This window comes from Novosphingobium sp. Gsoil 351 (assembly GCF_009707465.1).
GTDB lineage: Bacteria > Pseudomonadota > Alphaproteobacteria > Sphingomonadales > Sphingomonadaceae > Novosphingobium.
Map to the genome: position 1 here is coordinate 1,022,383 of NZ_CP046120.1, position 15,172 is coordinate 1,037,554.

Annotated in this window: 18 protein-coding genes; 4 read left to right on the forward strand and 14 right to left on the reverse strand. The window is 63.0% G+C overall.

What is annotated here, in order from left to right:
* The first annotated feature begins 78 nt into the window (after positions 1–78).
* Entirely contained in the window at positions 79–1,278 is a 1,200-nt protein-coding gene (locus GKE62_RS04830; RefSeq protein ID WP_154691249.1) for an IS256 family transposase, read from the forward strand.
* Between the two features lie 288 nt (positions 1,279–1,566).
* Here GKE62_RS04830 and GKE62_RS04835 read toward each other — a convergent pair whose 3' ends face one another.
* From GKE62_RS04835 to GKE62_RS04850, 4 genes are read right to left on the reverse strand one after another with little or no spacing between them, the layout of a single operon-like run.
* On the reverse strand, positions 1,567–2,064 hold the full coding sequence (locus tag GKE62_RS04835; RefSeq protein WP_154691250.1) for a DUF4440 domain-containing protein: 498 nt from the start codon (positions 2,062–2,064) through the stop codon (positions 1,567–1,569).
* The gene (locus GKE62_RS04840; protein ID WP_154691251.1) at positions 2,061–2,471 is read right to left on the reverse strand and encodes a DUF4440 domain-containing protein; all 411 of its coding nucleotides are present in this window, start codon (positions 2,469–2,471) and stop codon (positions 2,061–2,063) included. The genes GKE62_RS04835 and GKE62_RS04840 overlap by 4 nt, the downstream gene beginning before the upstream one ends.
* Positions 2,455–3,252: an alpha/beta fold hydrolase gene (locus tag GKE62_RS04845; RefSeq protein ID WP_154691252.1), complete on the reverse strand. Its 798-nt coding sequence runs from the start codon at positions 3,250–3,252 to the stop codon at positions 2,455–2,457. Before GKE62_RS04845 ends, GKE62_RS04840 begins: the two co-directional genes overlap by 17 nt.
* Positions 3,249–3,824: a hypothetical protein gene (locus tag GKE62_RS04850; RefSeq protein ID WP_154691253.1), complete on the reverse strand. Its 576-nt coding sequence runs from the start codon at positions 3,822–3,824 to the stop codon at positions 3,249–3,251. Before GKE62_RS04850 ends, GKE62_RS04845 begins: the two co-directional genes overlap by 4 nt.
* Before the next feature lie 167 nt (positions 3,825–3,991).
* Between GKE62_RS04850 and GKE62_RS04855 the strand changes: the two genes are divergently transcribed.
* Complete coding sequence (locus GKE62_RS04855) at positions 3,992–4,216, forward strand: hypothetical protein (protein ID WP_154691254.1); 225 nt, start codon at positions 3,992–3,994, stop codon at positions 4,214–4,216.
* Between the two features lie 53 nt (positions 4,217–4,269).
* Here the strand turns inward: GKE62_RS04855 and GKE62_RS04860 are convergent, their stop codons facing one another.
* From GKE62_RS04860 to GKE62_RS04880, 5 genes are all read right to left on the reverse strand, one after another.
* On the reverse strand, positions 4,270–4,632 hold the full coding sequence (locus GKE62_RS04860) for a hypothetical protein (RefSeq protein WP_195908593.1): 363 nt from the start codon (positions 4,630–4,632) through the stop codon (positions 4,270–4,272).
* Positions 4,633–4,705: 73 nt separating this feature from the next.
* A complete protein-coding gene (locus GKE62_RS04865; RefSeq protein ID WP_230206917.1) occupies positions 4,706–5,878 on the reverse strand; it encodes a class I SAM-dependent methyltransferase in 1,173 nt (390 codons plus the stop codon).
* A 22-nt stretch (positions 5,879–5,900) separates the two neighbouring features.
* Entirely contained in the window at positions 5,901–6,482 is a 582-nt protein-coding gene (locus GKE62_RS04870) for a carboxymuconolactone decarboxylase family protein (RefSeq protein WP_154691255.1), read from the reverse strand.
* Positions 6,483–6,487: 5 nt separating this feature from the next.
* A complete protein-coding gene (locus GKE62_RS04875) occupies positions 6,488–6,928 on the reverse strand; it encodes a cupin domain-containing protein (RefSeq protein WP_154691256.1) in 441 nt (146 codons plus the stop codon).
* A 12-nt stretch (positions 6,929–6,940) separates the two neighbouring features.
* Positions 6,941–9,400 (reverse strand): TonB-dependent receptor, encoded by a 2,460-nt coding sequence (locus GKE62_RS04880; RefSeq protein WP_154691257.1) that lies wholly within the window; start codon positions 9,398–9,400, stop codon positions 6,941–6,943.
* A gap of 167 nt (positions 9,401–9,567) precedes the next feature.
* On the opposite strand from GKE62_RS04880, the gene GKE62_RS04885 reads away from it, so the two are divergent.
* Entirely contained in the window at positions 9,568–10,089 is a 522-nt protein-coding gene (locus tag GKE62_RS04885; RefSeq protein ID WP_195908594.1) for a winged helix DNA-binding protein, read from the forward strand.
* A 3-nt stretch (positions 10,090–10,092) separates the two neighbouring features.
* Here the strand turns inward: GKE62_RS04885 and GKE62_RS04890 are convergent, their stop codons facing one another.
* Together GKE62_RS04890 and GKE62_RS04895 are read right to left on the reverse strand one after the other, a co-directional pair.
* Positions 10,093–10,881, reverse strand: a complete 789-nt coding sequence (locus GKE62_RS04890) for an alpha/beta fold hydrolase (RefSeq protein ID WP_154691259.1) — start codon at positions 10,879–10,881, stop codon at positions 10,093–10,095.
* Positions 10,882–10,956: 75 nt separating this feature from the next.
* Complete coding sequence (locus GKE62_RS04895; protein WP_154691260.1) at positions 10,957–12,024, reverse strand: LLM class flavin-dependent oxidoreductase; 1,068 nt, start codon at positions 12,022–12,024, stop codon at positions 10,957–10,959.
* A 152-nt stretch (positions 12,025–12,176) separates the two neighbouring features.
* Between GKE62_RS04895 and GKE62_RS04900 the strand changes: the two genes are divergently transcribed.
* Positions 12,177–12,698 carry a winged helix DNA-binding protein gene (locus tag GKE62_RS04900; protein WP_154691261.1) on the forward strand — a complete coding sequence of 174 codons (522 nt, stop codon included), beginning with the start codon at positions 12,177–12,179 and terminating at the stop codon, positions 12,696–12,698.
* Between the two features lie 6 nt (positions 12,699–12,704).
* Here the strand turns inward: GKE62_RS04900 and GKE62_RS04905 are convergent, their stop codons facing one another.
* Genes GKE62_RS04905 through GKE62_RS04915 form a run of 3 tightly spaced genes read right to left on the reverse strand, consistent with a single transcriptional unit; the run spans position 12,705 to position 15,117 of the window.
* Positions 12,705–13,064 carry a hypothetical protein gene (locus GKE62_RS04905; RefSeq protein ID WP_154691262.1) on the reverse strand — a complete coding sequence of 120 codons (360 nt, stop codon included), beginning with the start codon at positions 13,062–13,064 and terminating at the stop codon, positions 12,705–12,707.
* 2 nt (positions 13,065–13,066) lie between these two features.
* On the reverse strand, positions 13,067–13,501 hold the full coding sequence (locus tag GKE62_RS04910; RefSeq protein WP_154691263.1) for a cupin domain-containing protein: 435 nt from the start codon (positions 13,499–13,501) through the stop codon (positions 13,067–13,069).
* Positions 13,498–15,117, reverse strand: a complete 1,620-nt coding sequence (locus GKE62_RS04915; protein WP_195908595.1) for an FAD-binding oxidoreductase — start codon at positions 15,115–15,117, stop codon at positions 13,498–13,500. Before GKE62_RS04915 ends, GKE62_RS04910 begins: the two co-directional genes overlap by 4 nt.
* Positions 15,118–15,172: the final 55 nt, after the last annotated feature.

Below are 15,172 nucleotides of genomic sequence, written 5' to 3' on the forward strand. Positions count from 1 at the left end.
GGCCGGTCAGTTTCGCGGGTGGTCATCGGCGAACTTCGGATAAGCTTGGGTTGCGAAACTCAACTTACGGAGACACCGATGACCAACGACAAGATGGACCTGCACGCGCTGGTTGGGAAGACTGCCGACGGCGATTTCCTGCGCGACATGATTGGTTTTGCCGCGCAGCGGTTGATGGAGCTGGAGGTCGGCGGCCTGACGGGTGCGGCCTACGGCGAGAAGGATGCCGAGCGGCTCGCGCAGCGCAACGGCTATCGGGACCGGGACTGGGAGACCCGCGCCGGCACCGTCGAGCTGCGGATCCCAAAGCTCAGGAAGGGCAGTTACTTCCCGGGCTTTCTCGAGCCCCGCCGCATGGCGGAGAAAGCTCTGACGGCTGTGATCCAGGAGGCCTACATCCAGGGCATCTCGACGCGCTCGGTCGACGATCTTGTCAGGGCGATGGGGATGAGCGGCATCTCGAAGAGCCAGGTCAGCCGGCTGTGCGAAGAGATCGACGGCCGCGTGAAGGCGTTCCTCGAGCGTCCGATCGAAGGCGACTGGCCCTATGTCTGGATGGATGCCACCTACATCAAGGTCCGGCGAGCCGGCCGGATCGTCTCGGTCGCCGTCATCGTCGCGGTCGGTGTCAACAATGACGGCCGGCGCGAAGTCCTCGGCATGGCGATCGGGCATTCCGAAGCCGAGGTGTTCTGGACGGACTTCCTGCGCAGCCTTGCCCGCCGCGGCCTGCGCGGCGTGAAGCTGGTGATCTCCGACTCCCATGAAGGCATCAAGGCATCGGTCGCCAAGGTCTTCAGCGCAACCTGGCAGCGCTGCCGCGTCCACTTCATGCGCAACGCCCTGGCCCATGCCGGCAAGAGTGGGCGCCGGGTCGTCTCGGCGTTCATCGCCACCGCCTTCGCCCAGGAAACACCCGAGACCGCCAAGGCCCAGTGGCGCAGCGTGGCTGATCAGCTCAGGCCGACCGTGCCCAAGCTGGCGGCGCTGATGGACAGCGCCGAGGACGATGTGCTGGCCTACATGACCTTCCCCGCGCAGCATCGCACCAAGCTGCACTCCAACAATCCCATCGAGCGCCTCAATGGCGAGATCAAGCGGCGCACCGACGTCGTCGGCATCTTCCCCAACGAGGAGGCCATAACCCGTCTCGTCGGCGCGATCCTGCTCGAACAGAATGACGAGTGGGCCGTTCAGCGCTGCCGCTACATGACGCTGGAAAGCGTCTCGGGATTAAGCGATAACACCATCATCAGGTTGCCAGCCATGGCGGCATGATCAATCCGGCTTGGCCGGAGATCGCTGCGACTACGCCAGCGAACCTACACCACATGGTGGGACACGATCCTTGGAAATCGACGCTAGTGGGGTTGCTGCCGAGAAAGCGTGCTTCGAGCGCAGGCCCTCCGCCGCTGTGTAGATCTGCGCCTTCGCATCGGCACGCAGCTCGGCCTGCCCAGTCGAAATCCGCCGCTTGGCAAGCCAGCGAGCGATGGAGCAGTTCCCGCCCTATCTCGCTGCGCTTGAGCCCGCCTCGCGAAAGGTCGGATACGTCATGTTGAAGCCTCAGGACGGCGAGGCGTCAGTGATTTGTCCGCTCAGGGCTCCGAAGTGCAGCCCCAGTGCCCGCCAGGTGCCGCCATCTTCTACGCACACAGCCGTCACGACCCCGGAGCGCAAACGAAAGCCCGCGTCGTTGGGACGCCCCCGCAGGTTGAACAGAAACGAGACGACTGCCGTATCGCGATGCAGATTAGAGCGCGGTTCGAGCAAGGCGAGCTCACAACTGGACCATGATGACGAAAGAAACGCGAGATGATCGGCGTAGGTCGGCTTGTCCATGATGAACGGGACGTCGTCGCTAATCACCAGGGCGTCGTCGGCAAGCAACGCGAGTCGTTTCGCCGGATCCAGACGGCCGGCAAGGGCGGCAGTGACGGCCGCCTGCGCGGAGTCCGCGCCCGGCCCCCCAGCTAACGCTGCGCACGGCATGATCAAGCCGGACAACGCCAATGCCGCTCCGCCCAAAAGCGCCTGACGCCGCTCCCATTGCACAACCATCATCCCGGTGACGCCTTTGTGACATGGCCCACCAAGGGACTTTGCTGCCAGCTTGCCAATCGCCAGCCCTCGGCCAGCTTGGACCAACCTTGGGTGAACAGAAGGGGGCGGAGACGATAGCCGGAACCGCGAGGCTTGCCGCGGAACATCGCCGAGCCCGCTACGAAGCCCGCGCCTCCCCTCGCCACGAACCGGACCGCCATTGGTTTCCAGGCGAAGTTTTCCCACACCTCGGGACTATGAAAGCCGATGTGGTCCTGAAAGCCCTGCCGATCGACGCGGATGGGAAGGTCTTCGTCCAGGATCACCGCGTCGGGCAGAATCATCCCCCAGAACCCTGGCAAATCGCCGGTTGCCAGCGCCCCTTCCAGCCTGCGGAATGCCGCCTCGAGCTCAGTTGCCAGGATCAAGCCCTCCGATGAAAGCGGACAGCGCCGCCGCGACGCCGTCGGGATCGCGATCCGGTTGGAAGTCGGCCCCGCCCACCACTGTGCTTCGCGCATCGGGGCGCATCTGCCCGGCACGCTCGAACAGCGGCCACAGAACGTCGTCCTTGGAACAGACGATATGCAGCGGCGCCTCGACCGCGCGATAGAGCGCAGTGGTGTCTTGCGCCCAAACCGCCTCGAACGCCTGGGGCATCGTGCGGTGCGCCACGAGGTGATCGACCATTTCGCGCAGATGCAGGTCGAGGCCCGACCCCGCGCCGATCATCCGCAGATAGTCCCACGCGGTTTGCAGGAAGGCGCCGGTTTCCTCGGCGGCGAAAGGCCGTACGAAGATCTTGCGATATTCGGCCCTTTCCGCGTCGTTGACCAGCACCGGTCCGATCAGTGTCAGCGACCGCAGCCGCTGGGGCGCCGCCACGGCCATTTCCAGCGCGACACACCCGCCTGTGTGATGGCCGCAAGCGTGAAAGCGTTCGACGCCCAGGTCGTCCAGGGCCTCCAGCAGGCGAACCCCGGCGAATGCCAGGTCAGGCAGGATCGTTGGCTGATAGGATTGGCCGAAGCCAGGCGTATCGAAGGCAAGGCAGCGATACCAGCCGGCCAGCCGCGTCATCACCGCCTCGAACATGGCGCCCGAAGACGCGGTCTGATGGAAGAAGGCGATTACCGGCGCATCCACTGGCCCGGCCTCACGCAGGTGAATCTGGCCGTCGCGGCAATCGGCGAAGCGACGCCGGATCATTGCACTTTACGCTGCCATGACGAGCGGAAAGCGGACGCTTTGCCGCGACCGCCGGGCAGGTAAGGAACCTCGCCGGGAAGGTCATCGTCGCCCCATAGGCGTCCGGACGGAGTCTGCCGCCAGGCCTGGTAGAGCGGATCGGCGTCCTGCACTGGCGCCAAAGGATGATGGGACCAGGGGACGTGATCGATCTCGCGCGTCCAGTCCTGGGCCTCGAGATAGCATTCGCATAGCGACTGCCCGCCGGGATAGTCGCGGGGAGGCCAAGGGTAGCCCATCGGCGCGTCGGTATGGACCAGGATGATCGCGCCAGAGCGTGAGGCGAACGGCGCGTGATACCATTCCTGCGGGTGGCCGACGACGCTGCCGCGGCCCATCTGGCCTTCATTGACCAGCAGGACGTCGCCAGCCAGCACTATGATCTCCTCCCAGCACTCGTGGTGGACGTGCTCCGCCGCCGCGATCATCTGCGGGGCGATGTATTGAAAGCGGAGATAACCGCCCGGCCCGCCGTCGAAACCTGCATCGGGGCTATCCGGGCAAGGATCGGGCAAACGCAACGACTTGTGCATGACCCCGTGGCCGCCCGGAACCGAATTCTTCCATCCAAGGCTGTGCGTGCCGACCACCCGCCGGCGGGTGTAAGGATACGGGAAACAGGGCGGACTGGGATTCCAGAACGCCAGGGCTTGGGCGCCGCCTTGCGAGGAAAGCTCCCCCCGCCGCTGCCCTGGGGCAAATGAACATACCCTCCCCCGCCCACACTTTCGCCATTGAGGGCCAGATCGCCCGACAGCAGGAACAGCTCGAGGCTCGCCGCGTCAGCGGCGCAATTCTTGCGCCATCCCGACGCGATCTCGACCACATGAGTTTCGGCCTGGCTGCCTCGATCGCGGCTCATCAACGCTCCGCTCAATCCTTCGAGCGCGCCCGGCCGATCACCCGGCTGCCGCTCGAGCGCTAGAAGACTGTAAAAGGTGGGCTCGTCGCGGCGCCAGTGCTCGGCGAACTGCCCCATCACGGCGCGGTCGATTCGACCAGGATTACGGCGTCATCGTAGGGCGCTTGTTCGCCGGCGCGCAGGGCCAGTTCCTCGCGCTCCTGGTGGATAATGCGAAGCACGTTGTCGAGGAACTGGTCGCGCCATGAATCGCGCTCTTCGCGGGTCGCCGCGTCGGGCTGATAGGCGTCGATGGCGGCGCGGGTCACCGGAACGCCTTGCTCGAGCAGACGCTCGATCGTGTCGACGCGGTCGTGCAGCACCGCGGTTTCTCCGGCGAGCGCGAGGGTGATGGCCAGCACCTTGTCGATCGCCGGATCGTCGAAATACTGTGGCCGCTGACCCTTGGCCTTCAGTTGCAGCCTGCCTGCGTCGCTCATCCGTGATCGTCCTCTGGTATCCGCCCGAACGGGGGATGGGGATGGCGCTGGCGCCCCTGCCCCGGCACGACGTTTACTTGCGCACGCCCCACACCCACCAAGCGCCGCCGCCGCCAAAGTCGCCGCCCTGGAACACCTTGGTGCGTTTGGCCTCTGCCGCCTCGAAGGCGCTGGGCTGATAGGCTTCGAACGCGTGCGACGGGTCGAAGCCGGTCTCGGCCGCGATCTCCGCCGCCACAAGCTCGTGGCTTGCGCCCCAATAGGGCTCGTTGTTGTTGCGCGTGTCCCAATCGAGCATGAATGCGTCGTACGCCGGAAGATCGCGGTAAGGCGGCGTCTCGGCATGGACCACCATGCCGCCGGGGCTGAGCAGGCGATGGCATTCGCGCATGATCCGCCGGATTGCGGTGTGGCTGGTCTCATGAACCAGGATATGACTGACGATCAGGTCGAAATGGCCGTCGGGAAAGTCCGTGTGTTCGGCATTCTGCTGGCTGAAATGAACGGTCTTTCCCAGCGATTCGGCGCGGGCGTGGGCATAGCGCAGCACCGGGGCGCCGACGTCGATCGCGTAAACCTCGGCATCGGGCCAGGCGTCGCAATAAGGGAGCGTCGAATGGCCGACGGTGCAGCCCATATCGAGGATGCGGCGCGGGGCGAAATCGGGATAATTCTGTTTGAGATAGGCGATCGTGGTATCGCCGATGTCAGAGTTCTCCGGCCCCATCCGGCCCATCGCGTAGATGTAAACCGCGCGGTCGTAGATCGCGCCGTTGGCGACGTCCTCGGCCACAAAGTCGGTGTGATAGCCGCCTGGCATGCAATGGATGTCAACCGACCGGTGATACCGCGGTATCTCAAGCTCCGGATCGAGGTGCAGACTGCCTTTCGTGGTAGCGGTCTTGCTCTGCTCGATAAGCTCGGCATGCTGGCGCTCGACCGGAAGCTGGACCGACTTCCACATCATTTCCTGGCTGTTGCGCTGTAGTGCGCTCCAGAAGCGGAAGTAAGGATCGCCGCCCATCGCCTTGCGCATGTCGGCAAGGGTTGCGGGCTCGTGCCCCGCCTCCTTTTCGAAACGTGGCTTGGCCCGCGCCTCGAAAGCATCCTTGTTGCCGACCGAGACCTTGCTGGCGAGGTGGAACTTCAGGCTCTTGACGAATTCCTGACGGGCGAACTCGTCCGCTGTAGTGTGCGGCAGCACGGCGTGGGGAAGCTGGCTCTTGAGATCGACATGCATGTTCATGGTAGCGACTCCTTGAAATAAATCAGGCGGCAAGGGGCGGACGGACGGGGCAGGTCTCTTCGCGGTTGACCATGTCGAAGGTGAAAATCCATTTCGCGACGCCGGTCAGCACCGCGGCGATGAAACCCAGTTCGACAATCTGGCCATCATCGTAATGCTCGCGCAACTCGCGGTAGAGCGCTGGCGTCAACTGCCCGTCCATGTTCTGCAGCATCATCTCTTCGGCCATGAGCAGCAAGGCGCGGTCCCTGGCGTCCCACACCGTCGCCTGCGGATCGAAGATCGCATCGACCTGGCTCTGGGTGACGCCGGCGTTCAGCGCCTCCACGGTGTTGAAGCGGTTGCAGAACTGGCAGCCGTGCTGCTTCGACAGCTTCAGGCGCAGCAGTTCCTTGCTTCGCACATCGACGCGCATTCCGGGATGCTTGTTGTAGAACAGGCCATCGTAAAACTCGCCGAAATACCAGCGCAGAATGTCAGGCTGATGCGCCATCACACCGATGATGGTCGCATCGCCGGTGCGCTCGATCCCGGTCGCGTGGAGGGGTTTCAGATCTTCGGGTAGTGCGTCGGGTGAGATTGGGGCGATCGCTGGATCGGGCATGCGCGTTATCCTTGGCCGGTCAGACTGGCGTGGGTCGGGAACGGGTAGTCGGGGCTTGGCGGGCAGAAGCACAGATGCCGGAAAGGCTGTTCGCCTATGACCTTCACATGCTTCCGGGCACCGACCGGATAGGTGTAGACCGTGCCCGGCGTGATCCGTGCCCTGACGACCTCGGAATAGAGCGGGGGCAGGAACACCTCGACCTCCATTTCACCCGAGATGCAATATTGGAACTCGTCGTGGGTAAAGGTCCAGTCGAACTCGTCGCCCGGCATGAAATCCTCGACGATGACCTGGCAGTTGGGCTGATTGATCGCCGAGTAACCCCGAATTCTCACGCCGGTGTTGAACGGCAGCTCGAGCAGCGGCGCGCCTTCAAGCGCGGCATTATCGACGGTATGGACCGCGAAGGTAGAGCGGGCGCTGGGAGCAAGGCCAATGGGCATGGTCGTCCTAACTCAGAAGTTGAAGCGCCCTTCGAGGCCATAACTGCGGGTCGGTGCGCGGTAGACCGCGTGCGCGACCGGCAGGATCACCACGGCGTCGCTGTTGTAGCGTTCGTTGAACAGGTTCTTGGACCACAACGCGAGATCCCAGCGATCGTTGCCGACGCCCAGCCGCGCATTAACGATGTCGATCGGCGAACGGTCGGTATTGGCGAGATTGCGCTGATCGTACCAGATACGGCCAGTGCGGGTGTAGTCCACGCGGGCCAGCAGATTGAGCGTGTTCGACACCGGCTGTGTCAGCTGGAAACCCGCGCTTATATTGTAGTTCGGCACGAACGGAATCTTGTTGCCAATGATCGCCGTGCGATCGGCCGGGTCCTGGCTGTCGATGTCTTTGATCTTGCCGTCGATGACCCCGGCGCCGCCGAATACCGAAAGGACGTCGGTAAGCCGAGCGTTGATGTCGATCTCGGCGCCGTTGATGCGGGTCTTCTTGATCTGCGAGATCGCCTGAATACCGCCGGTCGGGAAGAATTCGAATTGCTGCGCATTGCTGACGGTGGTGTGAAACACCGCCCCGTTGATGCTGATCCGCCGGTTGAGCAGCAGTGCCTTGAAGCCGAGTTCATACGAATCGGCGACTTCCTTGTCGTAGCTGTCCTGGACCAGGATATTCGGTAGGCCCTGGATAAGCACGGCGCGAGTGCCGATGGGGTTGAAACCGCCCGATTTGAAGCTGCGGCCGTATCCGGCGTAGATAGACCCGGACTTTCCGGGGAACTTGTAGGTCAGCGTGACCTTGGGCTGAAGTTGCCTGAAGGTGCGTTTCTCACGGCATGCCGCAGCGGTGCGGCCAGTGTATGCAACGCACAAGTTGTACGTCGCGGCGGGCGCGCCGGGCGCAACGCCAAAGAATGGATTGGCGATGTTGGGCGTCTCGGTGCGGATCGTCCGGCGCTCGATATCATAGCGCGCCGCGGCCTGAAACTCGATCGCATCGGTGATGTCGAACTGGATGTTGCCGAACGGTGCGATGTTGCGCGCGGTGTAGTGATTGTCGTCGTAATTGACGGTGCCGTTGTTGCTGTCCGGCCCGTCGATCCCGCGGGTCGGCAGGATCGATCCGCCACCGATCAAGAGCCGCGTGACCGGCGCGACCGGTGCCCCGACCGTCGTTCCTTGAATGACAAACGGGGGCAGCAGCCGGCCCATGGCGTCTCGCTGGAGGCGCCCGTTGAGTCCCTGCTCGGTGGTGAAGTCGCGTTTGGAATCGAGGTAGTAGGCGCCAAGCTGCCAGCGCAGTCGCTGCTCGCTGGGCGAGGTCAGCCGCACCTCCTGGATGAAGGCCTTGTTGGCGATGCGGAACTTCTGGGTGTTGTCGCCGAAGGCGGCGAGAATATCCAGGTTCAGGCCGGGCGACAACGCGTCCGACACGAATTCATTGCCGGCGAAGGTCCAGGCTCCGTACGGATAGTTCTTCGCTTGGTAGCGATCGACGATCGTGTTGTACGACGTAACCGAGGTAAGCTTGGCCCACTCAAAATCGTGATCGATCTTGAGCGCCACGCTCCACTTGTCCTGGACGTTGCGGCCGGGAACATCGGCCGTGTACGGCAGGCTGGTGTCGTCCGTGTCGATCTTCGTCACCGGCACCCCGCCCTGCGTCGACCCCACGACCTGGGCGTTGAATGCGATCGCGCCGCCGGTGACGTGGCTTGCGGTGCCGCGCAGGTCGAAGCGCGTCATCTCGCTGGCGTCCCAGATCAACCGGGCCCGGCCTTCCTTGCTGGTCATCCGCATGACCTTTTCGCCGGTGTTGATGTTGGTGAAAGGCCCATCGGTGTCGCTGAGCGCCGCCGACAGCCGGAAGCGCAGCTTGCCCGGAACGATCGGGCCGCCGACGCTGACCGAACCCTTTGCGCTCTGCCAATTGCCGTAGCTGGCGCGCACTTGCCCCTCAAGTTCGTCGGTCGGCTCCTTCGTGGTGATGACGATCGCCCCGGCCGAGGCGTTGCGGCCATACAGCGCACCTTGCGGGCCTTTGAGCACCTCGATCTGCTGGATGTCGAACAATTCGCCGTTGAATTCGTTCTGGGTGGCCAACTGGACCCCGTCGATGACGATCGCGACCGCGCCCTCGGACTGACGCACCGAAGTTTGCCCGCGGATGTTCACGAAGAATTCGCCAGCGTGGTTCGACTTTTCGAACGCGACGTTCGGGGTGAGCGCGAGGAAGTCTTCGGGCCGCGTAATCCCCGCGCGTTCGATCGTCTTCTCGCTGAAGACCTGGACCGCAACGGGGACTTCGACGAACGACTGATCGCGCTTGAGGCCAGTAACGACGATCGTGGCTTCGTCATCGTCGGGGGTGTTTGCGTCCGCCGGCGGTGGAGAACTCTGCGCCAAGGCCGGTGCGGCCAAAGGCAGCGTGGAAATCGAGGCGAGTAGGGCGATTGCGCTTTTCGTCATGATGTCCCCTCACGAGACCCGGTGGTCCTCCCCACCTGTCGGCGGCTTTGTATACAAAATGTGTCGCTTGTTTGCGCCCCGCGAGTCAACTAGAAAGAATTTCGGGGTTTCAAGGCGCATTTGTAAGCGTTTATGCAGCTAATTTGCATGTTTTGATGGATACGAGCATGGACGATCAACCCGATGTATACATGACGGCCGACGCCCAGGCGGCAGCGCTCACCCGCACCGAATTGTCGTTCATCCGCACGATCGAGGCATTCGGCCGCTGGGCCGAGTACCTCCACCTAAGCGTTTCGAGCGCGCGTTTGGGGGTTCAGGAAATCTGCCTGCTACACTCGATCCGGATGCGTGGCGGCGCGCAGAACCTCTCGGAACTGTTGATGTTTCTCAACCGCACCGATGTGTCGACGATTCAGTACTCGCTCCGCAAGATCGAGCAGCACGGGTTGATTGAGCGCGTCACCGGACGTAGTCGGCGCGAAGCCGGATACCGTCTGACCGACGAAGGAATCCGCGCCACCGACGCCTATGCCGCGCTGCGCGACGAGATCCTGCTCGGCCTGATCGACGAGGTGAACGGCTTTACCGCGTCGCTGGGCAGCGCGGCCGCTGCGCTGGAACGCCTGACCGGACTCTACGATCAGGCCACCCAGACCGTGCTCAACCGCAAGATCATGGTTCGCTGACGATCATTCGCGGCAGAACTGGCGCAATGCGTCTGCGATCGTCGATGCGTCGAGGTCGGGCTCGAAGTTGTGGCCGGTGAGTTGCAGCACCCGGGCGCTAGGTTGCAGCTCCGCAGCGCGATCGAGAAACGGGTAGAGCACGTCCTCGGGCGCCGCACCAATCATCAACGGCATCTCGAGGCATTCGTAGATGCCTTTGAAATCCTGTGTCCATACCGCGCCGTATGACTGCACTCGACCCCACCAGGCCCGCAGTTGATCAGCCATCTCGCGATGGATCAGCATCGGATCGGCGTGGGCGCCGAGGTTCCGCAAATACTCCCAGTTCTCCAGGAGGTATGCGCCGCTCACCCCCGGAGTGAACGGGATGCCAAAATGCTTGGAAAATTCGTCACGCTCCTCCGCCGTCAACGGCACCGGACCGAGTAGCGTCATGGTGGCCGCGAGCGCCGCCTCGCTGCCGGCCATGTCGACCGCGATGCAGGCGCCGGTGTGGTGACCCACGAGGTGCGCGCGCTCAATGCCGAGGTCCGCCAGCGCTTCGCGGAGCCAGCGAGCGTAATCGCTCATCTGCGGCCGGCTGTCCGGATCGGGATCGAACGAGCCGCCGAAACCCGGCGTGTCGAGCGCAATCAAGTCCCTCCCCCAGTCACCCAGCGCGGCCATGACTTTCAGCCACATCTGGCTCGAACTCGCGGTCTGGTGGAAAAACACCAGTGGGGTGCCACTTCCCTTGCTGCGGCGATAATGAATCTGGCCACCGCTCGATTCTGCATAACCCTTGCGAATCATCGACCACCTCCTTTGACTGCAAGAATTGTATGCAGAATAGGTCCTGAGCGATAGACCGCTTGCGTTCCGACGGTTTCAACCGCCCGCTTGGCGCATCAAGGGCCGCACCTTTTCTCCGAAATCGCGCACTCCGGGTACGAAATCCGGCCAGCTGAACAGCATTCCGTCGATACCTGTTTCCTCGGCAATGGCATCCAGCCGGCTGGCGACCGTCTGGGGGCTGCCGGCCACCACCGGAAAGCTCATGAAGGCGATGTTGCCATCCTCCACCGGCAGACCCAGCGCCTCTTTCATCCGATCCGATGTCCCGCCGACATTGGTGTCCATCGCCGCACTGGCGAGAATGTTGGCGATCGCGCCCTGGTCCGCCCCGGCGACGATGCGCTGGGCGATCGCCTGGGCTTCGCCGTCGCTCGGAGCGATGATCAGGCCGAGCAACGCGTAAGTCCCCACCTGCCGTCCGCGCTCCGCAGCCTTGCCCTTGACCGTTTCGACGATTGTCCGCAGCCGGTCGGGATGGGCCATCACGAAGTTGTGATCGCCCATCGCCGCGGTGAACTCGACCCCTTTGGGGCTCTGTCCGGCGCAGACGATGGGCAGATCTCGGCCCGGGAACGGTTGCATCGCGCAGTCCTCAAGATTGTAGAACTCCGAATGGTGCGTAACCCGGCCATCGCGCCACAGCGCCTTGACGATCTTCAGGTAGTCGGCGGCGAGCTCATAGCGCCGCTCGTAATGGGCATCGCTCGGCCATAGGCCCATCTGCACGTATTCAGGCTTGTTCCATCCGGTGACGATGTTGAGGCCACAACGACCGCCGCTGATATCGTCGATGGTCGCGACCATCCGTGCGCAGATGGCGGGGTGATGAGCCAACAGCGTCACGCTGGGGAACAGTCCGATGGTGTTAGTCGCCGCTGCGAGGCCGGCCATCAGCGTGAATGACTCCAGGCAGGCGTCCCAATATCCGCTCTCGCCTCCGAAACCGCGGTACTTCATCATCGACAGTACGAAATCGAGTCCCTGACGCTCGGCTTCCAGCGTGATCTCAAGGTTGTGCTGGTAGCTCGGCAGGTAACGGGGGCTTGTTGTCGATGGAATGTAGCCGTTGCTTCCATTGGGCAAGAATACTCCGAATTTCATCGGGCCGCTCCTGTTGCTTTTTCGACGGGAAACGCGGAATTGTTGCTCGCGGGATTTTTCAGTCAATCGAAAAGGTGTGAACTATCTTGGCAGCATTCGCGGCGCGCGGTCGCCGAAAGATTGCAGCTGATTTATTGGGAGAGACTACGAAGATGAAACCCAGCGCCGACCGTTACATGTCCGCATCCGAACTCGCCGCGGTGCTGGTCCGGCTCGAAGTGGCGATGGTTCGCACCATCGAAGGCTTTGCCCGATGGTCGGCCACGCTCCATCGCTGCGTCAGTGGCACCTCGATTGGGGCGCAGGAAGTTTGGCTGCTCCACGGCATCCGGATGCGCGGTGGACCTCAGAACTTGTCTGAACTGCTCCAGTTCCTCAATCGCAACGACGTCTCGACTATCCAGTACTCGCTGCGCAAGATCGAATCGTTCGGCCTGATCGAGCGGGTCACCGGCGGTTCGCGGCGCGAAGCGGGCTATCGACTGACCGAGAGCGGCGAGGCGGCGACCGGCAACTACGCGGCAGTGCGCGAGGCGGTGCTGGTCGGATTGCTGGAAAACCTGAAGGTAAGCGTCGAGACGATGCAGCGCACAGCAGAGTCGCTGGAGCAATTGACCGGCATCTATGACCAGACCACCCAGCAAGTGCTAAATCGGAGGAACATGGGCATTTAGGCCCCCTTAGCGTACCGGCCAGGCGACCGCTTCGCATTCAAGGACGTGGTAGTTGACACTCTGATCGGGAGAGTCGGGATCGGGGTCGGCGCCCCAGAGGCGCACCCAATCGCGGGCGAAGCGGGCTATCTCCGGGTCGCCGAACACGGCGCCCGCCCCGCCTGACCCTTCGATCTCGAGGAGATCAAAGTGGGTGAAGCGTTCGCTACCCAGCACCGCCCCAGTCACCCGGTAGTTGACATAGCGGTGCACCGCGGGCCGGCCGTTGAAGAATGGATTATCGACCTCGCGCAGCCAAGAATGGTAGGCGTCGAGATCGACGTCGGAACGCGGGGTGTAGGTCAAGAGCAAGACCTGGCGCGCCATGATCAGGGGGCTTTGCCGAGCTGGCTGCGAGCGACCGGAATGGGGTAACCTGGGTTAGGGAAGCAGAAGCACAAGTGCCGGAAGGGCTCGTCGGAGAGCACCCGCCAAACCACACGGCAGCCGCGCGGCATATAATAGCTGTCGCCGGCCCTGGCGACGATCGTCCCGGTCTCGATCATGAGCGGCGGAAGGTGATACTCGATCTCGCACTCGCCGGAGATGACGTAATGCGCTTCTTCATGGGCAAGCGTCCAGGGTATCTCCGGTCCCTTGTAGAAGTCCTCGAGATTAAGCTGGAGCGCGGGTTCGTTGATCCCGGTGTTCACCGCACGGAAGCGCGAACCGGGCACGAAGGGGAATTCCAGATCGGGCTCATCGGCAAGGTCTGCAACATCGTGGCGATAGTGACCGAACTTGCCCCAGACAATTGCGTTCATGGCGTCTCTCCGTTTAGCCCAAGTGCTCCCGGATTCATTAGGCCACGCGGATCCACGATGCCCTTTACTCCTTCGATGAGCCGGGCCAGGCCGTCGTTGTTCATCAGCTCGCGGTAGGGATAGTATTTGCCGATCTGAAGGTGGAGCGCGCCGAGTTCGTCGAACAGATCGCGCAACTCGTCGCGCAACTTGAGCGCGACCGCGCGACGTTCCTCGTTCGCGGGGATGTCTTTCCACTTCTCGGCAAATTCCGGCTCGATCAGCGACAGACGAAAATCCCCGAGGCGATCGGCCCAATAGAAACTAGGCTCAATCACAAACTCCGGGCCTGAGAAGCAGGTCAGATACGAGGTTTTTATGCCCCACTCCTCCATCAGCGGCTTGCGTGCGGCAAGGAACTCTTCGGTAGTGCGCGCCGCGGCGATTGCCCGCGACAGCGGAAAGTATCCGTGGACAGGGATCCAGATCTCACCTTCGGAGCCGAGCAAGATCGTCCGCACGCCGCCGAACGGTGCGTTGCGGAATACAGTGGGGATTGAGTTGGCCATTTCCGACCCACCCTCCTCCACGCAGATTTCCGCCGCGATGTCGGTGTGCTCAGCCGCTACCGTCTCGGTGTGCGCATCGAGCGTCATGTGCAGCGAATAAGGAACGTCCTTAAGGATGCGCTTGCCTCCGAGCGCCACCTGCGCCGCGCGTTTTAGGCCCTTCAGCCCGCCCTTGCGCGCGATCTTGCCGACGATCGACAGGCCCTCCTCGAACGTGATGCCCTGCTTCTCGAAACCCGCATTGTAATAGGGATCGAACCCGTAGCACTCCGAAGCGATGTCCAGCCGGGCGATGCGCACCTGGGCCGCGAGCATGGCATCAAGCGTGTCGAACTTGAACGAGAGATAACCCGTGTGCGGCGGCGTTGTTACCAGGCGCAACGCCGCCACGGCCTTGACCGCAAAGGCGCCGGTGTCGGCGGTGAAAAGCCCAGTCATGTCAGGTCCAAAATGGCGCCAGAACGGGGTCGAGTGCTTGTGGGCCCATGACCCGGTGGTAACCACCGTGCCGTCGGCGAGCACCGCCTTGAGCCCGATCACGCTTTCCGCGGCCGTGCCGCCAACGCCCGAGCCGTGGAACAGGCTGTTCTGGGAAAGCGCGCCGCCGACGGTGGCATACGCGCCCGAGAGGGGACCCCAGTAAGGCGTGCGCACGCCGTGCGGTGCGAGCGCCTCGTACAACTCCTTCCAGGTGCATCCGGCCTCGACGATCACATACATATCGTCGGCGTTGATCTCGATGATCCGATTCATTCGGCGCATGTCGATGACGACGCTGGCTTCGCGGTCGGGCGTGTACCCCCCGGTGTAGCTCATCCCGCCGCCGCGCTGGACGACGGCGTAGCCCGCGCCGGTCGAAGCGGCGACGGCCTGCGATAGCTCGTCGAGGCTGCCAGGGCGGATCACGAGCGAGGCGACCTCGCGGGCCCGCCACGATAGATCGGTGGAATAGAATTCGCGGGAAGCCGGGTCGTCGAGGACGTTTTCGCTGCCGAGGACCTGGCGAAGGTGGCTGGCCACACGATTGCCGCCGTCAATGGGCGGGACGACAGGGGCGCTGGTCGCCATCGCTATCTCCAAAAAACGAGTCGGCATCTTTGTATGCAATATTGGCAGACACAAC

Coding starts and splice junctions, on each gene's coding strand:
- GKE62_RS04830 (WP_154691249.1), top strand. CDS start 79: ATGACCAACGACAAGATGGACCTGCACGCGCTGGTTGGGAAGACTGCC.
- GKE62_RS04835 (WP_154691250.1), bottom strand. CDS start 2,064: ATGATGGTTGTGCAATGGGAGCGGCGTCAGGCGCTTTTGGGCGGAGCG.
- GKE62_RS04845 (WP_154691252.1), bottom strand. CDS start 3,252: ATGATCCGGCGTCGCTTCGCCGATTGCCGCGACGGCCAGATTCACCTG.
- GKE62_RS04850 (WP_154691253.1), bottom strand. CDS start 3,824: ATGCACAAGTCGTTGCGTTTGCCCGATCCTTGCCCGGATAGCCCCGAT.
- GKE62_RS04855 (WP_154691254.1), top strand. CDS start 3,992: ATGAACATACCCTCCCCCGCCCACACTTTCGCCATTGAGGGCCAGATC.
- GKE62_RS04860 (WP_195908593.1), bottom strand. CDS start 4,632: ATGAGCGACGCAGGCAGGCTGCAACTGAAGGCCAAGGGTCAGCGGCCA.
- GKE62_RS04865 (WP_230206917.1), bottom strand. CDS start 5,878: ATGAACATGCATGTCGATCTCAAGAGCCAGCTTCCCCACGCCGTGCTG.
- GKE62_RS04870 (WP_154691255.1), bottom strand. CDS start 6,482: ATGCCCGATCCAGCGATCGCCCCAATCTCACCCGACGCACTACCCGAA.
- GKE62_RS04875 (WP_154691256.1), bottom strand. CDS start 6,928: ATGCCCATTGGCCTTGCTCCCAGCGCCCGCTCTACCTTCGCGGTCCAT.
- GKE62_RS04880 (WP_154691257.1), bottom strand. CDS start 9,400: ATGACGAAAAGCGCAATCGCCCTACTCGCCTCGATTTCCACGCTGCCT.
- GKE62_RS04885 (WP_195908594.1), top strand. CDS start 9,568: ATGGACGATCAACCCGATGTATACATGACGGCCGACGCCCAGGCGGCA.
- GKE62_RS04890 (WP_154691259.1), bottom strand. CDS start 10,881: ATGATTCGCAAGGGTTATGCAGAATCGAGCGGTGGCCAGATTCATTAT.
- GKE62_RS04895 (WP_154691260.1), bottom strand. CDS start 12,024: ATGAAATTCGGAGTATTCTTGCCCAATGGAAGCAACGGCTACATTCCA.
- GKE62_RS04900 (WP_154691261.1), top strand. CDS start 12,177: ATGAAACCCAGCGCCGACCGTTACATGTCCGCATCCGAACTCGCCGCG.
- GKE62_RS04905 (WP_154691262.1), bottom strand. CDS start 13,064: ATGGCGCGCCAGGTCTTGCTCTTGACCTACACCCCGCGTTCCGACGTC.
- GKE62_RS04910 (WP_154691263.1), bottom strand. CDS start 13,501: ATGAACGCAATTGTCTGGGGCAAGTTCGGTCACTATCGCCACGATGTT.
- GKE62_RS04915 (WP_195908595.1), bottom strand. CDS start 15,117: ATGGCGACCAGCGCCCCTGTCGTCCCGCCCATTGACGGCGGCAATCGT.